This is a genomic window from Methanobrevibacter ruminantium M1 (genome assembly GCF_000024185.1).
Classification (GTDB): Archaea; Methanobacteriota; Methanobacteria; order Methanobacteriales; family Methanobacteriaceae; genus Methanobrevibacter; species Methanobrevibacter ruminantium.
On record NC_013790.1, the window covers coordinates 2,784,949 to 2,809,116 of the forward strand.

At 35.5% G+C, this 24,168-nt stretch carries 6 protein-coding genes; 5 read left to right on the forward strand and 1 reads right to left on the reverse strand.

Annotated features, from left to right (window positions below; translation table 11 throughout):
* Nucleotides 1–374 precede the first annotated feature (374 nt).
* Complete coding sequence (locus MRU_RS11790) at nucleotides 375–18,248, reverse strand: Cna B-type domain-containing protein (protein WP_171776175.1); 17,874 nt, start codon at nucleotides 18,246–18,248, stop codon at nucleotides 375–377.
* Between the two features lie 1,031 nt (nucleotides 18,249–19,279).
* Here MRU_RS11790 and MRU_RS10740 point away from each other — a divergent pair.
* The 5 genes from MRU_RS10740 to hisB all read left to right on the forward strand — a co-directional run bounded on the left by MRU_RS10740 (nucleotide 19,280) and on the right by hisB (nucleotide 23,991).
* Nucleotides 19,280–19,876 (forward strand): flavodoxin family protein, encoded by a 597-nt coding sequence (locus tag MRU_RS10740; RefSeq protein ID WP_012956933.1) that lies wholly within the window; start codon nucleotides 19,280–19,282, stop codon nucleotides 19,874–19,876.
* A 354-nt stretch (nucleotides 19,877–20,230) separates the two neighbouring features.
* Complete coding sequence (locus tag MRU_RS10745; RefSeq protein WP_012956934.1) at nucleotides 20,231–21,799, forward strand: flippase; 1,569 nt, start codon at nucleotides 20,231–20,233, stop codon at nucleotides 21,797–21,799.
* Between the two features lie 417 nt (nucleotides 21,800–22,216).
* Nucleotides 22,217–22,909: a TOBE domain-containing protein gene (locus MRU_RS10750; protein WP_012956935.1), complete on the forward strand. Its 693-nt coding sequence runs from the start codon at nucleotides 22,217–22,219 to the stop codon at nucleotides 22,907–22,909.
* 130 nt (nucleotides 22,910–23,039) lie between these two features.
* On the forward strand, nucleotides 23,040–23,231 hold the full coding sequence (locus tag MRU_RS11535; RefSeq protein ID WP_227717070.1) for a 4Fe-4S binding protein: 192 nt from the start codon (nucleotides 23,040–23,042) through the stop codon (nucleotides 23,229–23,231).
* Between the two features lie 181 nt (nucleotides 23,232–23,412).
* Nucleotides 23,413–23,991: an imidazoleglycerol-phosphate dehydratase HisB gene (gene hisB / locus MRU_RS10755; RefSeq protein WP_048812537.1), complete on the forward strand. Its 579-nt coding sequence runs from the start codon at nucleotides 23,413–23,415 to the stop codon at nucleotides 23,989–23,991.
* Nucleotides 23,992–24,168 lie beyond the last annotated feature (177 nt).

A 24,168-nucleotide genomic window follows, 5' to 3' on the forward strand; every position in this document is an offset into this window, starting at 1 on the left:
TAAAGTTTGCTATTGATTATATTATAATATGTATATTTATTTCCATTATCATATATAATTGTTTTAGTTTAATCGAAAACAAGTTCGTATATATAGAAATAATTAAAAATTTTGGAGAACTATTTGAGGACAAACAATAATTTTCCAATGATTTTAAAATTTAAAAAATAAAAAACCTTAAAAATCAAATTAAACCATTTTAAAATAATTTAAAAAAATCTTCATAGTCAATAAACTATTTTAAAATGATTTAAACATAAAATATTCACTTAAAACTATTATTAAAAAAACAGACATTTTCCTAGAAATTAAAAAAAAAATAAAAAAAAATAAAAAATAACTAGATAAAAATCTAGTTATAATTATATTTTGATTTATTCTTTCCTGCATCTTAGTCCTATACCTCCAAAGATAGCAAAGATTGCCATCAAGAATATTAGTAAAGGATTACCTGTTCTTAAACTAATATCCACACCATGTTTTGGTTTATCAGGAATAGGATCTGGATTATCGGATTTGTTATCAGCGATTTCGATAGTTGCATTATCAAAATTATTAGAAGTGTTCTTATCTGTTATTGAACAATTTACAGTAGCATTGTTAGTAAAGTTTCCAGAAATAAGTGCTTTACAACATATGTCTAATGTCACTTCTTCACCATTTGCTAAATCACCAATAGACCAAATACCTTTAGCCGCATCGAAAGTTCCCTTAGATGAATTATAAGCAATGAATTTTGTACTAGCAGGTAATGCATCATATACATAAACCTCAATTGCATCACAAGGTCCTTCATTCATGACTTTTATAATCCAATGCATTGTATCATTTACATTATACTTTATTTTATCAGATGATTTTTCAATTACTAAATCAACAATAGGATAAACTTCTGTAGTATTGTTAGCCTTATTATTTGAATAATTAGACTCAACAGTAGTAGTATTTACAGAAACTGGGTTAGTGATATTTCCTAATTCGATGACTTTAGTATATATATTAATAGTAGCACTAGAACCGCTTGACAATTTACCCACAGTCCAAGTTCCACTTTCGTCATCATACCTACCTGTACTTGCCTTATAACCAACAAACATAAGACCTTCAGGTAAAATATCACTTACACATACGTTTAAAGCTTCACTAGGACCGTTATTAGTAACTCTTACAGTCCAAGTGAGTATATCATCTATATTCACTTTTGTAGCATTAACGATCTTACTTATGACTAAATCACAAATCGGACTAGCAACTGTAGTGTTATTTGCTACATTATTAGTATAATTATTATCTAGAGTAGTAGTATTAACAGTAGCAATATTAATTAAAGTACCATCAATAAGGACTTTAGTAACTAAGACAAGAGATACTGCAGTATCCTTTTCTAAAGTACCAATAGACCACTCACTAATAACTTCATTAAAATTACCAACACTAACATTATAATCAATTAATTCTAAACCTTTCGGTAAGATTTCTTTTACAATGACATTAGAAGCATCATGTGGACCAAGATTAGTAACTGTAATATTCCATTGTACCAGATCTGAAACATTACAATTAGTACAATTTACGGCTTTAGAAATGACTAAATCACAGAGATAGTCAGCTTCAGTAAAGTTACTTGCATTATTGTTAGTATAATTAGATTCATGGCTTGTAGTATTTACAGTAGCAGTGTTTACAATAGTACCATTTACAAGAACACGGGTAACTAAGCTTAAAGAAACGGGAGTATTAGGCTCTAAATCACCAATATTCCATTCACCGGTAATATTATTATAATTGCCACCGCTTACACTAATTAATTCAAGTCCATTGTCTAAAAGATCTTTAACAATTACATCTAAAGCAGTATCCGGACCAAGATTTACAACGGTAATTTTCCATTCGACAATATCATAAACAAGAATTTCTGTAGCATTAACAGCTTTGTAAATAATCAAATCACAGACAGGTTTAGCGGTAGTATTGTTGGTATTGTTGGTTTCGTTGGTTAAATTAGAACCAGCGGAAACATTGTTTACCAAAGTACCATTTTCAACAACGTCAAAGAATACAGTGAAGTTTGCAGAATCTCCAGGTTCAAGGGAACCGACTAAGGTCCATCTGGAACCATCATAATTCCACTTGCGACTGCTATTCTCATATCTATTGTAGAGTAAACCATTTGAATAATCATCATCTATAACATATATTCCACTTAAATCGCAATCACCAACATTGCTTACAAGAATTGTAAAGCTGGTGATATTTCCGACATAAACAGATTCATCATTACTAATTTTTAAAACAGTCATTTTAGGACTGTATGCAGTTGTGTTATTTGTTGTGTTTGTTTTGTTAGTCAAGTTTGAACTTGCTGAAGCGTTGTTTACCAAAGTACCATTTTCAACAACGGTAAAGAACACAGTAAAGTTAGCTGAACTGCCAGGTGTTAAATCACCGACCAATGACCATTCGCCATTGTTGTAATTCCAATTAGCACTGCCATTAATATAATTCTTATATTTTAGACCAGTGCTGTAATCTGTATCGGTAACAACAACTTCTGATAAGTTACAGTCACCGGTGTTGCTTACAACAATTGTAAAGCTTGTGGTATTACCAAGATAAACGATTTCATCGTTAGCTACTTTCATTACAGTCATATTAGGTAAATATGCTCTTGTGCTGTTGGTAGCGTTTGTCTCATTGGTTAAATTGGATTTGGCGCTGATGTTGTTATATAAAGTACCGTTTTTGGTAACGTTGAAGTAGACAACAAAACTAGCGAAACCTTCAGGAGCAAGATCTCCTATTAAGGTCCATGTTCTTGTTTCATCGTCATAATCCCATTTGCGGTCACCGTTAGGTACCCAAACACCATTGTACTCTAAACCTTCACTGAACCAATATTCGCAAATAACAACATCAGACAAGCTACAATCACCAGTATTTTTAACAAATATGGTAAAGATAGCTGTGTCTCCAACATAGACTGTATCCTCATAAATGAGTTTTTCAACAGTCATGTTAGGTCTGTAAGCAGTAGTGTTGTTTGTTGCATTGGTTTCGTTGGTTAAATTGGATTTAACACTTGCGTTGTTTACCAATGTGCCATTGTCAATAACAATGAAGAATACTGTTAAGTTAGCGGAAGCACCCGGAGCCAAATCACCGACTAAAGTGAATTTATCTCCATCATAATTCCATTTACTGCTAGTATTCGCATATCTGCTGTACTGTAGACCAGCACTGTAATCATTATCAGTTACAACGATTTCAGATAAGCTGCAGTCACCAGTGTTAGTTACAACAATAGTGAAACTAGTGGTGTTTCCAAGATAGACAACACCATCGTTACTGATCTTTTGAACAGTCATGTTAGGTCTGTAAGCAGTGGTATTGTTAGTAGCATTGGTTTCATTGGTTAAATTAGAACCAGCGGTAGCATTGTTTACTAAAGTACCATTGTCAATTACGGTAAAGTAAACAGTTATGCTAGCATTATCACCAACAGTTAACTGACCTTCAAGGTTCCATCTGCCTCCAGCATAAGTCCAAGTGCCTTTAACAGGAACGAACTTATTGTTGTATTGTAAACCTTTACTGAAATCATCATCTTTTATATAAACACCAGTTAAGTTACAGTCACCAGTGTTAGTAACAATGATTGTGAAACTGGTCTCATTACCAACATAGACAAGTTGATCGTTACTGACCTTTTGAACAGTCATGTTAGGCCTGTAAGCAGTGGTATTATTTGTTGCATTGGTTTCGTTGGTTAAATTAGATTTAACACTTGCATTGTTTACTAATGTACCATTGTCAACAACAATAAAGAACACAGTTAAGTTTGCGGAATTACCAGGAGCCAAATCACCTACCAGAGTGAACTTGCCACCATTATAATTCCATAATCTGCTGCTGTTCTCATATCTGCTGTATTTTAAGCCAAGACTATAATCATTATCAGTCACAACGATTTCGGAAAGGTTGCAATCACCAGTGTTAGTCACAACAATAGTGAAACTGGTAATGTTACCAACATAAACAACCTCATCATTACTAATCTTTTGAATAGTCATGTTAGGCCTGTAAGCAGTAGTGTTATTTGTTGCGTTGGTTTCGTTGGTTAAATTAGATCTAACGCTTGCATTGTTTACCAAGGTACCGTTATCAATAACAGTGAAGAACACAGTAAACTCGGCAGAACTACCATTGGTTAAATCACCAACTAAACTCCAAGTATGACCTACAGCATCATAATTCCAATTCCTAGTGCCATTAGCATAAGTCAAGTAACTTAAACCAGCACTGAAATCAGAATCAGTCACAACAATATCAGACAGATTACAGTCACCAGTGTTAGTCACAACAATAGTGAAACTGGTAATGTTACCAACATAAACAACCTCATCATTACTAATCTTTTGAATAGTCATGTTAGGCCTGTAAGCAGTAGTGTTATTTGTTGCGTTGGTTTCATTGGTTAAATTAGATCTAACGCTTGCATTGTTAACCAAGGTACCGTTATCAATAACAGTGAAGAACACAGTAAACTCGGCAGAACTACCATTGGTTAAATCACCAACTAAACTCCAAGTATGACCTACAGCATCATAATTCCAATTCCTAGTGCCATTAGCATAAGTCAAGTAACTTAAACCAGCACTGAAATCAGAATCAGTGACAACAATATCAGACAGATTACAGTCACCAGTGTTAGTCACAACAATAGTGAAACTGGTAATGTTACCAACATAAACAACCTCATCATTACTAATCTTTTGAATAGTCATGTTAGGCCTGTAAGCAGTAGTGTTATTTGTTGCGTTGGTTTCATTGGTTAAATTAGATCTAACGCTTGCATTGTTTACCAAGGTACCGTTATCAATAACAGTGAAGAACACAGTAAACTCGGCAGAACTACCATTGGTTAAATCACCAACTAAACTCCAAGTATGACCTACAGCATCATAATTCCAATTCCTAGTGCCATTAGCATAAGTCAAGTAACTTAAACCAGCACTGAAATCAGAATCAGTGACAACAATATCAGACAGATTACAGTCACCAGTGTTAGTCACAACAATAGTGAAACTGGTAATGTTACCAACATAAACAACCTCATCATTACTAATCTTTTGAATAGTCATGTTAGGCCTGTAAGCAGTAGTGTTATTTGTTGCGTTGGTTTCATTGGTTAAATTAGATCTAACGCTTGCATTGTTTACCAAGGTACCGTTATCAATAACAGTGAAGAACACAGTAAACTCGGCAGAACTACCATTGGTTAAATCACCAACTAAACTCCAAGTATGACCTACAGCATCATAATTCCAATTCCTAGTGCCATTAGCATAAGTCAAGTAACTTAAACCAGCACTGAAATCAGAATCAGTCACAACAATATCAGACAGATTACAGTCACCAGTGTTAGTCACAACAATAGTGAAACTGGTAATGTTACCAACATAAACAACCTCATCATTACTGACCTTTTGAATAGTCATGTTAGGCCTGTAAGCAGTAGTGTTATTAGTTCCATTGGTTTCATTGGTTAAATTGGAACCTGCAGAAACATTGTTAACTAAAGTACCATTATCTACTACGGTAAAGTAAACAGTAAAGTTAGCAGTAGGATTATCAGTAGTGAGATTACCGACTAAAGTCCATTTAGCGCCATCATAAGTCCAATCACGAGAACCATTCTCGTATCTAAGGTAACTTAAACCTGCGCTATAATCAGAATCAACTACATAAACTCCACTTAAATTACAATCACCAGTATTTCTAACAAGAATAGTAAAGCTAGTCACATTACCGATGTAGACCACTTTATCGTTAGCGATTTTTTGAACTGTCATGTTAGGAACCGCTATAGGTGTATTAGTAACAGTCCAATTTCCAACAGTATTATTAGTAATTAGAACGCTGTAGCCATCTACACGAACCTCGCCAATAGTATAATTAATCAATTTGCCGTTATTATATTGAGGCAAACCACTGAAAGTATAAGTCCAAGCACCTCTAGCGGTTAAATTGGTCTCATTAACTTTCTTACCATCAGCAAACAACTCAATAGTCACATTAGAAGGCCTAATACCATATTTATCATTACTGTCGTTCCAGACTTTAGTTACATTAATTTCTGTAACATTTGGAACGTGAGTGTTGTAAACTGTCCAATTGGATTGATTGTAACTGACATCATAGCCAACAGGAACAACAGACTCATTGACAATGTAAACAATAGGAACAGTTGTACCGTTAAACTTAGGCAAGTCTTTGAATGTGTAATTCCATCCATCAGTTCCGGTTACAAGAACAGAGCGTTCAGTGCCGTCACTACCAATCAAGGTAATGTTAACGCTGATTGGCCTGATACCATCCTGGTTGTTAGCATCTTCCCAAACCTTAGTAACAGTAATGTTAACTAATTCAGGAACATGAGTGTTGTATACTGTCCAGTTGGTTTGGTTGTAGCTGACTTCATAGCCAACAGGAACAACAGACTCATTGACAGTGTAAACAATAGGTACAGTTGTACCGTTAAACTTAGGCAAGTCTTTGAATGTGTAATTCCATCCATCAGTTCCGGTTACAAGAACAGAGCGTTCAGTGCCGTCACTACCAATCAAGGTAATGTTAACGCTGATTGGCCTGATACCATCCTGGTTGTTAGCATCTTCCCAAATCTTGGTAACAGTAATGTTTACGATTTCAGGAACATGAGTGTTGTATACTGTCCAGTTGGTTTGGTTGTAGCTGACTTCATAGCCAACAGGAACAACAGACTCATTGACAGTGTAAACAATAGGATCAGTAGTTCCATTGTACACTGGCAAGTCAGTGAATGTGTAATTCCAGACACCGTTATTTTCGGTTACAAGAACAGAGCGTTCAGTGCCATCAGTACCAATCAAAGTAATGTTAACACTGCCTGGCCTGATTCCATCCTGGTTGTTAGCATCTTCCCAAATCTTGGTAACAGTAATGTTTACGATTTCAGGAACATGTGTATTGTATACAGTCCGGTTGGATTGGTTGTAACTTACTTCATAGCCAACAGGAACAACAGACTCATTGACAGTGTAAACAATAGGATCAGTAGTTCCATTGTACACTGGCAAGTCAGTGAATGTGTAATTCCAGACACCGTTATTTTCGGTTACAAGAACAGAACGTTCAGTGCCGTCACTACCAATCAAAGTAATGTTAACACTGCCTGGCCTGATTCCATCCTGGTTGTTAGCATCTTCCCAAATCTTGGTAACAGTAATGTTTACGATTTCAGGAACATGAGTGTTGTATACAGTCCAGTTGGATTGATTGTAGCTTACTTCATAGCCAACAGGAACAACAGACTCAATGACAGTGTAAACAATAGGATCAGTAGTTCCATTGTACACTGGCAAGTCAGTGAAAGTGTAATTCCATACGCCATCAGTCTCGGTTACAAGAACAGAACGTTCAGTGCCGTCACTACCAATCAAGGTAATGTTAACGCTGCTTGGCCTGATTCCATCCTGGTTGTTAGCATCTTCCCAAACCTTAGTAACAGTAATGTTAGTCACTTCAGGAACATGAGCGTTGTATACAGTCCAATTGGATTGATTGTAGCTTACTTCATAGCCATCAGGAACAACAGACTCAATGACAGTGTAAACAATAGGATCAGTAGTTCCATTGTACACTGGCAAGTCAGTGAAAGTGTAATTCCATACGCCATCAGTCTCGGTTACAAGAACAGAACGTTCACTGCCATCACTACCAATCAAGGTAATGTTAACACTAGTAGGCCTGATACCATCCTGGTTGTTAGCATCTTCCCAAACCTTAGTAACGGTTATGTTTACAAGCTCAGGAATGTGAGTGTTGTATACAGTCCAGTTGGATTGGTTGTAACTTACTTCATAGCCGTCAGGAACAACAGACTCATTGACAGTGTAAACAATAGGATCAGTAGTTCCATTGTACACTGGCAAGTCAGTGAAAGTGTAATTCCAGACACCGTTATTTTCGGTTACAAGAACAGAACGTTCAGTGCCATCACTACCAATCAAGGTAATGTTAACACTAGTAGGCCTGATACCATCCTGGTTGTTAGCATCTTCCCAAACCTTAGTAACGGTTATGTTTACAAGCTCAGGAATGTGAGTGTTGTATACAGTCCAGTTGGATTGGTTATAACTTACTTCATAGCCGTCAGGAACAACAGACTCATTGACAGTGTAAACAATAGGATCAGTAGTTCCATTGTACACTGGCAAGTCAGTGAAAGTGTAATTCCAGACACCGTTATTTTCGGTTACAAGAACAGAACGTTCAGTGCCATCACTACCAATCAAGGTAATGTTAACGCTGCTTGGCCTGATACCATCCTGGTTATTAGCATCTTCCCAAACCTTAGTAACAGTAATGTTAGTCACTTCAGGAACATGAGTGTTATATACTGTCCAATTGGATTGATTGTAACTGACATCATAGCCATTAGGAACAACAGACTCATTGACAGTGTAAACAATAGAATCACCAGAGCTGTTAAACATAGGTAAATCTGTGAAAGTGTAATTCCATACACCACCAGTTCCAGTTACAAGAACAGAACGTTCACTGCCATCACTACCAATCAAAGTAATGTTAACGCTAGTAGGCCTGATACCATCCTGGTTATTAGCATCTTCCCAAACCTTAGTAACAGTAATGTTAGTCACTTCAGGAACATGAGTGTTATATACTGTCCAATTGGATTGATTGTAACTGACATCATAGCCATTAGGAACAACAGACTCATTGACAGTGTAAACAATAGAATCACCAGAGCTGTTAAACATAGGTAAATCTGTGAAAGTGTAATTCCATACACCACCAGTTCCAGTTACAAGAACAGAACGTTCACTGCCATCACTACCAATCAAAGTAATGTTAACGCTAGTAGGCCTGATTCCATCCTGGTTGTTAGCATCATCCCAAACCTTAGTAACGGTAATGTTAGTAAGGGTTTCGGTAGTATTGTTCGCAACATTGTTAGTATAATTGGTCTCTGGAGTAACAGTAGTGACATTAGCAACATTGGTAAAGATACCATATTTAGTCACATTAGTTACTAAATTCATGACCATTGTACTGTTTTCATCTAAACTATTAATGCCTAAAGTAAGATTTGTAGAGTTAGTGCCATTAACTAGGGTTAAATTGACCTTATATTCCACAAATGTCTTATCACCAATAGTCCAAATGCCAGTATTGTTGTCATAAGTGGTATTCACTTCGCTAATCAAATCGCCAGTTACTTCATCATATGTTCTATTGACGAAAGTCCAAACATTGCTAGACTCATTATAGAAAGCATCTCCAAAGAGATTAGAGAAGAATGTTTCATCGAATGCTGTGTAAGTTAAAACATCATCATCCAATGCAAGAACATAATAAGTCCAAGTCTTTGCAGCTTGATCATAAGCAGCAATGCCGCTAATCCACTCACCACTAGTCTCGTTATAAACACTGAAAGACAAAGTCATAGTGCTTAAATCAAGAGTAGCGTTAGTCCATAAACTTCCAGTGCCATTATAGACCTTGACTGTCAAATTAGTTAAATCAAGACCATCAGGCAAGTAATCATTCATGGTTACATTGACTGCCTCAAAAGTACCATTGTTTAAAACTGTGACATTCCAATCGACAATGCCTGAAACATTGGTTAGATTATCGCTTACAGTCTTATTGATTACAAGGTCGTTGTAAACTATAGTGCTGTTGTTAGCAACATTGTTAGTGTAATTCTTTTCCGGACTATCTGTAGTCACATTAACAATATTGGTAAAGTTACCTCGTTTAGTCACATTGGTGACGAGATTCATAAGCACACTGCCGTTTCCATCAAATCTGCCAACATCTAAAGAAATGTCAGTAGAATTAGTATGGTTTGCTATGCTTAAACTAATCTTATTAACAAGATAAATCTTTTCCGGACTGATGTAAGATACATTTGGATTAATTGACACCAATTCTGGAACAACTAATCTATTGTTAATTGTCCAAATGCCAGAACTGACATTGTAAATGGTGTCATTTCTAATGAGGCTATCGGTTTCAGCGTCATAATATGCATTCACATATACATAGGTATTGTTTTCAGCATTATAATGATAATTGCTTCCAAATACGTCCACGAAATTTTCAGGATTGAAAATATAGTAAGTTACATTATTGGAATCATCACCATAATTAAGACTGTAATAATACCATTTGCCATCTGTTGCATTATAACTGATATTTTCATAATTCCAAGAACCATCATCATATATGGCAGTGCCAAATGCATCAACGAAGAAAGACTCATCGAAAACGCCATAAACAAAGGTATTTCCACCATAATCAAAGGTATAATAATACCAATTTCCTGTTGTTGCATCATAGCTGATATTTCTATAGGTCCAACTGTTGATGTCCTCATAATACCTGGCCTCTCCAAATGCATCAACGAAGTAAGACCCATTGAAAACACCATAAACATAGGTATGGTCATCATATTCAAATGTGTAATAATACCAATCGGCATTATCCACATCATAGCTGATATTTCTATAGGTCCAACTGTTGATGTCCTCATAATACCTGGCCTCTCCAAACGCATCAGTGTAATCGGATTGATTGAAAACACTGTAAGCAAATGTTCTGTTATCAGCCAAACTAAGGACATAATATGTCCAGGTATTGCTTGACTCATCATAACTGGCAACACCATTAATCCAGGTGCCATCTGCCTTGTTATATACACTGAAAGTCAGGTTATTGCTAGTTAAATTAAGGACAGCATTGTTCCATAGGCCACCAGTGCCATTATAGAAATGAATGGTTAGATTATCAGTTAAGTTAAGACCGTCAGGTAGGAAATCAATGATGGTAACGTTCTGAGCTTCAGACGCACCATCATTCCATATTGTGACATTCCAATCACGAATGTCGCCAACATTGGAAGTCTGATTATCAACAGTCTTGTTTGCAACCATATCAACATCAATTACTCTAAATGATGAAACATTTCTAATTTCAGTATAATAAGTAGTTTCCGGATAATATGCACTTACTACATAATTGCCCGCAGGCAAATTAGTGAGTCTTAGTGATACTGTACCAGAAATGTCTGTTTTATTGAAACCTACCAATATGGATTCATTTGTATCCCTATTGGTAATGTTATAGTATATGACTTGATTATCTTCTAAATCATCAATATATATCAAATTACCATTATCACTGTTTTCATATCCTATAATCTCTATAGGAATATCTTCATCAATTGGGGTTGTTTTGTTTATTAAAACTCCATTGTTATAAAATGGATAAGTTACGTTTCTTACGGTAATACTGCTTTCAGCATCTCTATTATGGATAGCGTTAGCAATATTATCCCCTCCAATGTGACTAATGTTAATAATTACATCCTGACCTTTCAAATAGGTCTCATCACTTGGAGTTATTAATAAGAACCAGGAATGTGCCTGGTTGTCAAAGAAACTTGAATCATGTACTCTGATGTCTGAACCATCAGAATATATTGCAGATCCGTTTGTTGCGGTGTTATAGCTAAAGTTACCTTGAACATCAATGTTAGTGGCATAGGACATGTGGAAAGCTCCACCTTCCCCTCTATCAAGTGATATGTCACCTGTAGCATGATTGCTATAGAAGGTTGAATTTGTAACATTCAAGTTATCACAGTAGAGAAGATTTGCGAACCCACCGTTTTCTGCAGTGTTGTTAAATGCATAAATCTTGTCCATAAAAGTGTCAGGTCCGAAGAATATTTGCACTCCCCCACCATTATCCTTAGCATGGTTTGAAGAGATATTGTTATTGGTGAAATTGGAATTTCCACCTAAAATGAATACTCCTCCACCCATAATGTTAAAGTCATGATCTTCATCAGTAGCTATAGCCTTATTGAAGGTAATGTTGTTGTTTGTGAATTTGGAATCCTCTCCCTCAATAAATATTCCACCACCATTGTAAGCTATGTTATTGGATATGGTACAATTCTCTACAGAATTGCTAGTTCCTCCTATATAGGTTGAACCACCATAATTCACAGCGGTGTTATTTACTGAGGTAACATTTACAAACCTGTTATCATCACCACTGATATAAACCGCACCACCATCCTCATCTGAGTGACAGTTTGAAAGGGTTACATTCTCAAAGAGACAGTTTGTACCTGTAACGTCCAAACCACCACCTCTCCAGGTAGCGTTGTTATTGTTAAGGTCACAATTAATAACTTTACAGTTATCACCTGCAACAAATGATGAACCTCCACGTTCTGCAGTGTTGTTTTCAGATGTTACATTGTTAAATGTTACGTTGTCTCCTCTAACATAAACAGCACCTCCCTCCTTATCAGCATGACAGTTTGAGAGAGTTACGTTTTCAAAGACACAACCTGAACCGTTAACATCCAAACCTCCACCACGATTGGAAGCTGTGTTGTTGTCCAGGTTACAGTTTATAACAGTCACATTGTTACCTGCAATGAAAGAGGAACCTCCTCTTTGAGCTGTGTTGTTAGTTGAATTGACATTGTCAAATAAACTGAAGTCACCAATAACGTAAACCGCACCACCGTCTTCACCGGCATCGTTATTGGACACACTGACGTTGATGACCTTACATCCGTCACCTCCGCCAATGTTAAGTCCTCCACCACGTACGGTAGCGGTGTTGTTGTCCAAGTTACAATTTTGCACTGTAACATTTGAACCGCGAATGAAAGTGGAACCTCCACGGTAAGCGGAGTTGTTGTTGGAGTGAACGCTATCAACAAGGATATTGTCCCCTACAATGTCAAATCCTCCACCTAAACCGGATTCGTCAGGTCTGGACTCATTGTAGATAGCTCTGTTGTTGTTGAGCTCACCATCCCTGATTGTTATGCCGGTACCGTTGATGAATGCAGATCCACCACGTTCTGCAGTGTTGTTGTCGGCAGTGATGTTTCTAAATTCAGTACCGTTTGATACTACATAGATACCACCGCCCATAAGGCCTGCATTGTTGTTGGATACATCAACATCATCAATAATACATCTGTCACCTGCAATGTTCAATCCTCCACCTCTAAGGGTAGCATTGTTACCGTCCAAGGTACAGTTTGCAACATATGTGTCATCACCACGAATAAATGTGGATCCGCCACGATAAGCGGTGTTGTTAGTGGAATTAACATTTGTTACATTACAGCCATCACCTTTAATGTCCAATGCACCACCAAGACCGGATTCATCTGGCCTGGTTTCATTGAAAATAGCCCTATTGTTATTGAATGTAGCATTGTCAATGGTGACATTGTTACCTTCGATAAAGGCACCTCCACCACGTTCGGCAGAGTTGTTGTTTGCAGTGATATTTCTGAACTCTGTACCGTTAGCAACTACGTAGATAGCACCGCCCATGAGACCAGCAGTGTTATTGGAAACATCCACATTGTAGACAGTACAGTTCTCACCAGCAATGTTCAAACCTCCACCTCTAAGGGTAGCATTGTTACCCTCCAAGGTACAGTTTTCAACATGAGTGTTGTCACCACGAATGAAAGTGGAACCTCCACGATAAGCAGTGTTATTGAATGAATTAACATTGGTTACATTACAGCCATCACCTTTAATGTCCAATGCACCACCAAGACCAGAGTCATCTGGCCTGCTCTCATTGAAAATAGCTTTATTGTCATTGAAGGTAGCATTATCAATTATAATGTCATTACCTTCGACAAAAACAGCTCCACCACGTTCGGCAGAGTTATTGTCAGCAGTAATGTTTCTAAAGACAGTGCCGTCAGCGATTACATAGATACCACCGCCCATGAGCCCAGCAGTGTTATTGGAAATGTCAACGTTGTGGATGGTACAGTTCTCACCTGCAATGTTCAAACCGCCACCTCTAAGGGTAGCATTGTTACCGTCTAAGGTACAGTTTTCAAGATAGGTGTTGTCACCACGAATGAAAGTGGAACCTCCACGGTAAGCGGTGTTGTTGAATGAGTCTACATTGGTTACATTACAGCCATGACCTTTGATATCCAAAGCACCTCCAATACCTGATTCGTCAGGTTTACTTTCATTGAAAATAGCTTTGTTTCCATTGAAAGTACCATTATCGATAATGATGTCGTTACCTTCAACGAATGCGCCTCCACCACGTTCAGCAGTGTTATTGTCAGCAGTAATGTTTCTGAATTCGGTACCGTCAGCAATTACGTAGATACCTCCACCGTTTTCACCAGCAGCGTTATTTGAAACATCTACATTGAATATGGTACATCCTTCACCAGCAATGTTCAATCCACCACCTCTAAGGGTAGCATTGTTATTGTCGAAAGTGGAATTTCTAATGACAGTGTCATTACCACGAATGAAAGTGGATCCACCACGATAAGCATTGTTGTTATCGGAAGTGACGTTGATGATTTGACAATTGTTACCAACAACGTCTAATGCACCACCAATACCAGATGTCTCATTTCTGCTTTCATTGAAGACAGCTGTATTATTGCTTAGATTAGTATTCTGAACCAATGTATTGTCACCGCGAATGAAAGTGGAACCTCCAAGCTCGGCAGTGTTGTTTACAGAAGTGACACCAATAACCTTACAATTGTCACCGAGAATGTCTAAAGCACCACCAATACCTGATTGGCTGCCAAGGCTTTCATTGTATAAAGCATTGTTGTTATTGAAGGTAGAATTGTAGATTGTAGTGTTTTCACCTTCAATATAAGAGGAACCTCCTCTTGATGCTGTGTTGTTTTCTGAAGTTACATTGTTAAATAAGGAATTGTGTCCAATAACCCAAATAGCACCTCCATCGGTACCTGCAATGTTATTGGAAACATTTGAATCCTTGAATGTACTTGAATTACAGAAAATAGCAAGACCTCCACCTTCGGAAGAAGCGTTGTTGTTTACAAAGGTACAATTATCTACCCAAGTCTTTCCTAATTCGTAGAAATCAACAGCTCCTCCCCTATCGGCAGTGTTGTTTTCACAGAAACAATCATACATGTTAACCTCTTGAAGGTGATAGATGTGAATAGCACCACCTTGAGCTCTGTCATCTCCACGACTTCCTTTAGCATCATTGTTTACGAATGTAGAATTTCTAAATTCAAGAATTAGAGTATCGTAAAGAAATTCCTCAGTTGTTACATCAATAGCTCCACCATTACCATCGGTAGCAGTGTTATTGTCAAACAATGAATCGTAAATGTCAAATGCACCTCTTAAAGCACCTCCATATGGTGCTTGGTTATTTACAAAAGTGGTATTTGACAAGATCATTTCAGCATCACAAGACCAAATAGCACCACCACCACGGTATATGTAATTGGTTTCACCATGTGCTTCATTTTCAGTGAATGTGGTATTATCTATAGTCCATCTATTTCCACCTGCATTATAAATAGCTCCACCAGCTAACTCAGCAGTGTTGCTGTCAAAAACAACATCTGTAAGGGTGCCGTCGTCACAACCTGATTGCAGGTAGATAGCACCACCATAGACATCATTACCATTGGTTAATGTCATGTTTGCCAAATTTACATTATCTGCATCACTGGTAATCTCAAATACTCTTGAAATTCCTTGAGCATCCAAAACAGTACCGTCGGTACCTATAATAGTAATAGGCTTATCGATTACCATCTGTCCTTGAATATCATTTAGATAAGTCTTGCCCTGTAGGAAAATAACTCCTCCAGATGGGGCATTGTCAATTGCAGCTTGAATAGCTGAAAAGTTATCCCCTACAACTTCACCCATACTTAAAGGACCTTCTTCGGTTTGTCCATCTGAAGAGGTAACCCTATAAGTGTAGGTTCCCCGTTGGAGATTGCTGTAGTCATAATAGACTTGACCATTCTCATCAGTTGCATTGGTAACACTATCAACTAAATTACCGCGAGAATCAAAAATTTCCACTGTAATGTCTTCATTGACAAAAGGATCATTTTCGACAGCTGTTCCGTCAATGCTGGTTTGAAGGCCTAATGTGGATGTTAATGCTGGATAGCCAGTACGAACATCCAAAGAAGCTTGCCTAGTTAAAGTACCTTCTTTGGTGATTAAAGTATCTCCATCCATATGAGAAGCCCTATAAGTATAGCTTCCATAAGAAAGACCACTGTAATCATATTTGATTTTACCATTCTCATCAGTTGCATTGGTAACACTATCAACTAAATTACCGCGAGAATCAAAAATTTCCACGGTAACCTGTGCATCAACTAAAGGAGTCACAGATCCTCCGGATACACCTTCAATATCACCTACAACGACATTTGAATAATCTGATCCTAAAGTAACTGTTAAAGATGAATTACCACCACTAACAGTTAAATCAGGTTTTACATCGAAATTACAGTCTGTAACCTTGCCGTCTCCATCACAGTAAATTGCTGAACCTCTTGGAGCAGTATTGCCGGAAAAATTACATCCAGTCATTTGCTCATTGTGACACTCAGACGCAATGTAAATAGCTCCGCCCTGACTTGATGCATCATTATCAGTGAAGTTACAGTTTGTTATAGCGAAATCGTCATGATAAATATATAAAGCACCACCAGTAGAAGCGTTATTGTCTTCAAATACTGAATTGGATAAGCTTAATCCATAGGATCCACCATAAACTGCTCCTCCATTAGGCGCACTATTATTTGTAAAATTACAATCTATAATCTTAGTGTTAACGCCAACAACATCAACAGCCCCAGCGTGACCATAATCCTGCATAACAGTATTGTCAGTGAAACTACAATTTTTAATCATTGTATTTTCACCGGTAGTGTATATGGCCCCACCGGAAGCCCCTGCGGTATTGTCAGCAAAGATAGAATCTGAGACCTCTGAATTGTCACCAATAAGACTTAATGCTCCACCATGAGTATGGCCTGAAACGGTGTTATTTGTGAAATTGGAATTGTTTACTTTTCCAATCCCATAAATGTAAACTATTGCTTGATCAGCACTGTTATTTTCTATAATGGAATTGGAAATATTGGCATCTGAGCCACTATAAATAGCTACACCACCGTTGGTAATGTTACAACCATCTACAAATGCATTTTCATTGGCATAAATTGCTATTCCAGCATTATTATCGAATTTAGAGTTGCTAACATCAGTTGTAGCACCTCCACTGTAAACGGAACCAACATTCTTATTGTTATAGCTTCCTGCACCATTATTGGTGAAAATTACATCTTTTATTTCAGTATTGCCTCCACTGTAAATGGAAGCACCGGCATTATCAGTGAAATTAGAATTTCTTACTTTTGTAGAACCTCCACTGATTACAGTGACAGAGCTACCGGTATTTGAAATAAAATTACAATCTATTACTTCAGTGTTTCCACCACCATAAATAGCTCCAGGGCCATTGCTAGTGAAATTACAATTGTTTAAATTAATATCACCCGCACAGTAAATTGCCCCATAATTTTGAGCGGTGTTACCCTCAAATCTAGAGTCAGTCACTTTACAGCCAGAACCTTCCAAATAAATAGCTCCACCTGATCCTCCCCATCTACCTACATTATTTGTAAAATTACAATTTGTTATAATCAAATTTGAAGCAGATGAGGTTCCATGAATAGCTCCACCTTGAGCATATTGACAGTTTTCAAATTCACAATTTATTATTGAACAATCTGAGCCATCAAAATTAATACAGCCAGGTCCATTACCACCATGAGCATTTATAACTTTAATATTAGTTAAAGTAACCCCTGATGCTTGTATATTAAATAATTTTGCACCATTAGCATTAATTGTTGATGTGCCATCAGGATTTGAACTGCTTCCTCCAGAAATAATGATGTTACTTACATTTACATTGATTAAATGATTTCCTGTCCATTCGTCCCATGATGAGGAAATGCTTTGATTTCCTAGATATATTACATCACCGGATTGAATAGTTCCTGAATTAAATAAATCAGAAATATTCTGAACGCTGGAACCAGACAAATCATAGGTTGCAGAAAGTTCATTTGCAGTCAATACATTCTTTGATGAACTGCCATTGACAACATAATCGCTGTCATCAGCAGAAACATCGAGATTTTCAACAGCATTAGTTGAAACTTCTTCATTAGAAATTTCAATACTTTCAAAATCATTTGAAGCATCAATTGATGCTATATCATCAGTATAAATATCTTCCGCCGAAGCGGTCCCCAATAAAGATATAAAACAGAATAATATCAAAATAATTAAAATCGAATTAATTATTTTAGTATTGATAAAATGTCCTCCTTTATTTAATAATAAAATTATTAAAAACGATATCATAAACTAAGTTTATCATACCGTGGCTATCTAGTTTAAAACTAGATATAGATAGAATAGAGAAATAGATTTGATTTGGCTAAAAGTGAATGCAAGACTGCAAACAAACTAAATATTTGATTTAAGCTAATTTACTTTGATTAAACTTATTTGATTTGATTAAGATAATTTATGATACAATCAAAGTCAAACTAAAGCTTAACTATATTAAGCTAATTAAATGGGGTAGGGGTTAAGCTAAATGATATAAGCTTGAAAACAATCCCAATATAACGTTAATGAATTGTCTAAAATCAAATTTCAACTTTAAAAACCAAATAAATGCAAATAAATCCGATTAATCTATTGTATTTATATCTAGTTTTAATTCTGGCTTAAAAATTATAGAATAAGAAAAAGCTTAAAAGATCATATGATGGAAAAATAGTGAGCATATCTGCAAAGTTACCCCTATAAATATGATAGATTAAGAATTTTCAAATAAAAAAAATTTAACTAAAACTTCCCAAAAATTAAATTTTTTTATATTTAAATTAATATATTATATAATTAATATGCCATAAATTGAGCGTATATAATAGTTAAAATAATAAGATATTTAAATCTTTTTATATCTTTTTTATTTCAATTAATACGAATATTCAAAATGATTAAAAAAATTAAGAAATATTTAAACAATATCTAAAAAAATAAAAATTAATTATAACAACGAATAGGAAAAAATAATCTTTATTGAATATTTTCAAATAGAACTTTTCTAAATCAATTTAATGGAAAAAATAAAAAAAACTTCTTTTAAAAAAGAATTTTAAAAAATTGTTAGAAAGAATAGATAAGTAAAATAAGATAAAATAAAAAAATAAAAGTTATTAAGTTATAAAAATAAAAATATTTATTGCAATAGCAAATAGAATTAAAACAGTCATACGGGAATAAGGATTAATGATAAAATGAAAATTTTAGGAATTTGCGGAAGTCCAAGAGATGGGGCTTCAAGTTTTCTGCTTAAAAGAGCATTGAATGAACTTGAAAAAGAAGAAAACTTCGAAACAAAGTTTATAAGCGTGAAAGACAAGAATATATCCCCTTGCACACATTGCAATTTTTGCCTTGAATCAAAAGGAGAGTGTTCAATTGAGGATGATATGAATGAAATCTACGATTCACTTAAGCAAGCTGATGGAATAATATTTGCTAGCCCAGTGCATTTTGGAAGCATATCCGCCCAATTGAAGGCTGTAATCGACAGATGCCAAGCTTTGATAATGGAGGACCTTGACATCTTCAAAAATAAAGTTGGAATTTCAATAGTTGTTGGAGGGGACAGATGTGGAGGACAAGAGTTGGCCATCCAACAGATCAATACTTTCTATCTTTTAAACAAAATAATCCCTCTAAGCGGAGGATCATTTGGAGCCAATTTGGGAGCTTGCCTATGGTCGCAAGACGAAGGGACCGATGGAGTGAAGAATGATGAATATGGTTTAAAAACTTTGGACATGACCATAAACCATTTCAAGGAATTTTTATTAGAGTTTAAACAATGAATTTGATGTTTAAACAAGACCATCTGATGTTCAAACAATGATATCTGGTGTTTAAACAAGAATATCTAATGTTTAAACAAGAATATCTAATGTTTAAACAAGAATATCTAATGTTTAAACAAGGATATATGTTCGTATATGATAAAACATATTTAACTAAAAATTTATATAATAATTCCAATTTATATTAAATAAGATAATTAAGTTAATCATGCTTAATTAAAACATTAAAAAAAGAAATCTTATTAAATTGAAGAAATTTTAATCAAGCTTTTTCTAAAGTTAGAATATAAGTATAATAGAAAAAAATTTTGATCAAACTTTTTCCAAAAGTTTGAAAGTTTGAGTGATAGAATGAGCGAAGAGTCAAGCAGTTCCAAAGTTGCAAAAGGCAGCGCAATTATCCTAATAGGAAACGTTATCTTCCGTGTAGGAGGATATATCTACCGCTTTTTAATGGCTTCCCTTTTAGGACCTGCCGCATATGGAATTCTCGGACTTACAACTCCTTTCCAAGGGATCTTTCAGGTTCTCTCTGCTGCAGGGCTTCCACCTGCAATTGCAAAGTATGTATCTGAATACAATGCCCTTGATGAGAAGGACCTTGCTCGCCAAACTATTTTTACGTCCCTTAAGATTATGGTATTCCTAGGGCTTTTCTTCGGATTCATAATGGTATTCGTAGCCGCCCCAATAATTACAAACTACTATCACAAGCCTGAGGCTCTTCTTCCATTGCAGGCTGTAGGTCTCATCACTCCTTTCAGCGTTATCGTTGGAGGATTCCGTGGAGCCTTCCAGGGAGTATATAAAATGGAATACATCCTCTATACAAGAGCTATCGAACAGATATTCATGATTCTAATGGCTACAGCACTTGTTCTTCTTGGATTATCCACCCTTGGTGCAGTATTAGGTTCCGTTTTAGGTTTTGTAGCATCTGCAATCTCTGCAGTCTACATCTTCAAAAGATATATGGGCAAATACATACCTCCGGCAAACCCAGACTTTAAGTTTCCATTGAAGGACGAGCTGAAGCTGGCTAAGACACTGATTTTCTTCTCAATTCCTGTAACCGTTGCAGCCCTTGCTGAAATGGGTATCTACAGTATCTGCACACTTCTTATGGGAGCCTTCCTCCCTGCAGCTGCAATCGGATACTTTACAGCAGCAGACCCTATCGCAAGGCTTCCTTTAGTCGTATCAAATTCCCTTGCTACAACAATACTGCCTGCAACATCTGAAGCATATGCCTTAAAGGACCAAGTGCTCCTTGAAAAATATGTGACAGCACCATATAAGTATGGAATGTTCTTTGTTATTCCAATGTGTGTAGGAATAGCTATCTTCGCAAGAGGAATAATGGGACTTGTATACTTTACAAACGCTGCATATATGAACGGAGCAGTATCCTTAGCAATTCTAGTTGTCGGAATGACTTTCTACTCAGTATACACAATATCCGGAAGCATAGTTCAAGGAATTGGAAATCCAAGAATCCCTATGTATATCCTGATTATAGGATGTGTAATCACTTTAGGTCTTGGATGGTATTTAATCCCGCTTTTTGGAATAGAAGGAGGAGCTTTAGCAACAACAATATCCTCATTTATAATGATGGTGCCAATGTTCCTGATACAGTTTAGAATGACAAAAACACATGCTCCTTATTCATTCTTAATTAAGGTGACAGTTGCATCCTTGATAATGGCAATCGTATCCATAATCGTTCCGAATAATGTATATGGACTAATCACCGGCATTGTGGTCTGTCCGATTGTTTATGTGATCATGGTAATTCTTCTTAAGACCCTATCCCATGAGGACGTTGCTGAATTTAGAAAATACGCAAATAAGCTAGGGCCAATAAGAAAATATGCCAACAAGTTATTGGACTTTATTGACAAGCATAGTTCCGACTAAAAATAAAATAATCGAAAATCACTAAAAGAACATTGATTAAAATGAATCGATAGGTTATAATTAAAAAATCAAATTAAGCCCTAATTATAATCTGATTTAAATGAAAAATTCTATTCTTATTTAATTTAACAAATAACATCATCATATCAATAATAAGAAGATAATTTATCTTCTAATACTTTTTTTTAAAATTGATTTTTATTACGATTTATAATATAAATTCATATCAAGTAATAATCTCACCTATGACTAAAAAAATAATTCCTTACGTAGCAAATCCAAATTAAATAATTTATTCCGATTAAAAATTTTATAGAACAAAATAAATAAGTTTAATAAAGAAAAAGAATATATGTATATATCAGTATAGTATAATTTTATAAGGTAATAGCTAATAAGGTAAAAAGGGACGATAATATGACAGATGTAAAAGCTGGAGTAGAATATAAAATCAACATAGATGGAAACTCCTTTCTATTAGATGAGAAGAAATTCAATCTTCTTTTATACATCAATGAAAGCGGATCCATCACAGAGGCAGCAAAAAGGACTAAAATATCCTATAGAACTGCTCTACACTATATTGAAAAAATAGAAACCACATTAAACATAGCCATTGTAAGCACTAAAAAAGGCGGAACCGGTGGTGGCGGAGGTACCAAACTCACCGAAGAAGGCTTGCAAATCGTTAAGGAATGTAAAAAAATCAATGCTATCATGGAGCTTCACAGAGATGTCAATGAGCTTGAAGCTGAAATCCTTGAAGTGGATGCAAGCAAAGGCATAATGAAAATCAAGATGGAAGACCTTACCATGACCATGCCTTTGAATAAGAAATATGTGGTTGGAGATAAGATACTTGCCTTAATCAGCTATGACAATATATTCATAATGCTAGAGCCTCAAGCATCCAGCATCAGAAACATCTTCAAGGGAATCGTTACTGAAATGAGACTTCAGGATGAGATGGTGAGAGTCAAGATAGACATTGGCGGAGTTGACATATTCTCAGACATAACTCTATCAGCAGGTAAAGACTTAGACTTAAACCTTGGAAAAGAAGTTTATATTGGCTTTAAAGCATTGTCAATAGCTACATTGAAATTATAATTGCAATAATTTTTATTTAATTTCTAAAAGATTTTAAACAACAATAATCTTTCATATTAATAGAATTAATTTAAATAGATATAATTTAATTTTTTACAGATTTTTATTCACAGGTGATATTATTTTAAAAATAGAAGTTGCTGAGGACAAATGCACAGCATGTGGAAACTGCAAGGAAATTTGTCCCAAAGGTGGATATATTTGGACCATTGATACTGTGGCACGTGTATCAAACTTGAGTTATTGTCATGTTTGTACGCTATGTGCAATGAAATGCGGTCCAGATGCAATTAAAATAATAAGAAATGCACCAGATGAATGAATAATTAATCGTGAAATTAATTAAATTATAGTTTAATTTTTTTGTGAAAATTGATTTTGATCTACTATTAAATATAGGTTAATTTTTTTAAAAAAATTAATCCCATTTGCTATTAAATTTTTAAAAAAAATTCGTCATAAATTTAATCTTTTTAGCTATGAATATAGAAAAACGTGATATCATGGAAAGAACTGCAAAAGTTTCAAGAAAGACTTCCGAAACAGATATTGAAATTGAAATGAACATTGATGGAAAAGGAAAATACGATATAGACACAGGGGTCAAGTTCTTTGACCACATGCTAGAATCATTTTCCCGCCACAGCTTTATTGACTTGAACATCAAGGCAATAGGTGACATTGAAATAGATGATCACCATACTGTTGAAGATGTTGGCATCCTACTTGGAGAGGCTTTTGCTAAGGCTATAGGAGATAAGAAAGGAATTAGAAGAATGGGACATGCGATTGTACCTATGGATGATTCCGTTGCAACTGTAGCGATTGATATCAGCGGCCGCAGCTATTGCAATATGAGTCTTGACTTTAGAAACGATAAGATTGGAGACCTTAGTTCTGATATTATTGTTCACTTTTTTGAATCCTTTGCATCTAGTGCCAAAATCAATATCTATGGAACTTGTGAAGGCTTTAATGATCATCACAAGGCAGAAGCTGTTTTTAAGGCATTTGCAAAGTCAATCTATGATGCCTGTAAGATAGAGCATGATGAGATTCTTAGTACTAAAGGCGTGCTTTAATCAAGCTTTTTGACCTTCGGTCAAAAACCTTGACCAAAAATTTTTTTTATTTTACTCTCTTTTTACTCTTTATTACTCTTTTTAATTTTATTTAATTCTTATTTTTTTTTAAATCTATTTTTCATAACACTTTATTTTATTAAGTTATTTAGCAAACTTATTGTAATTAAACGATTT

Bases quoted from the DNA above. Each gene is read 5' to 3' on its own strand.
- MRU_RS10740 (WP_012956933.1), top strand. From the start codon at position 19,280: ATGAAAATTTTAGGAATTTGCGGAAGTCCAAGAGATGGGGCTTCAAGT.
- MRU_RS10745 (WP_012956934.1), top strand. From the start codon at position 20,231: ATGAGCGAAGAGTCAAGCAGTTCCAAAGTTGCAAAAGGCAGCGCAATT.
- hisB (WP_048812537.1), top strand. From the start codon at position 23,413: ATGGAAAGAACTGCAAAAGTTTCAAGAAAGACTTCCGAAACAGATATT.
- MRU_RS10750 (WP_012956935.1), top strand. From the start codon at position 22,217: ATGACAGATGTAAAAGCTGGAGTAGAATATAAAATCAACATAGATGGA.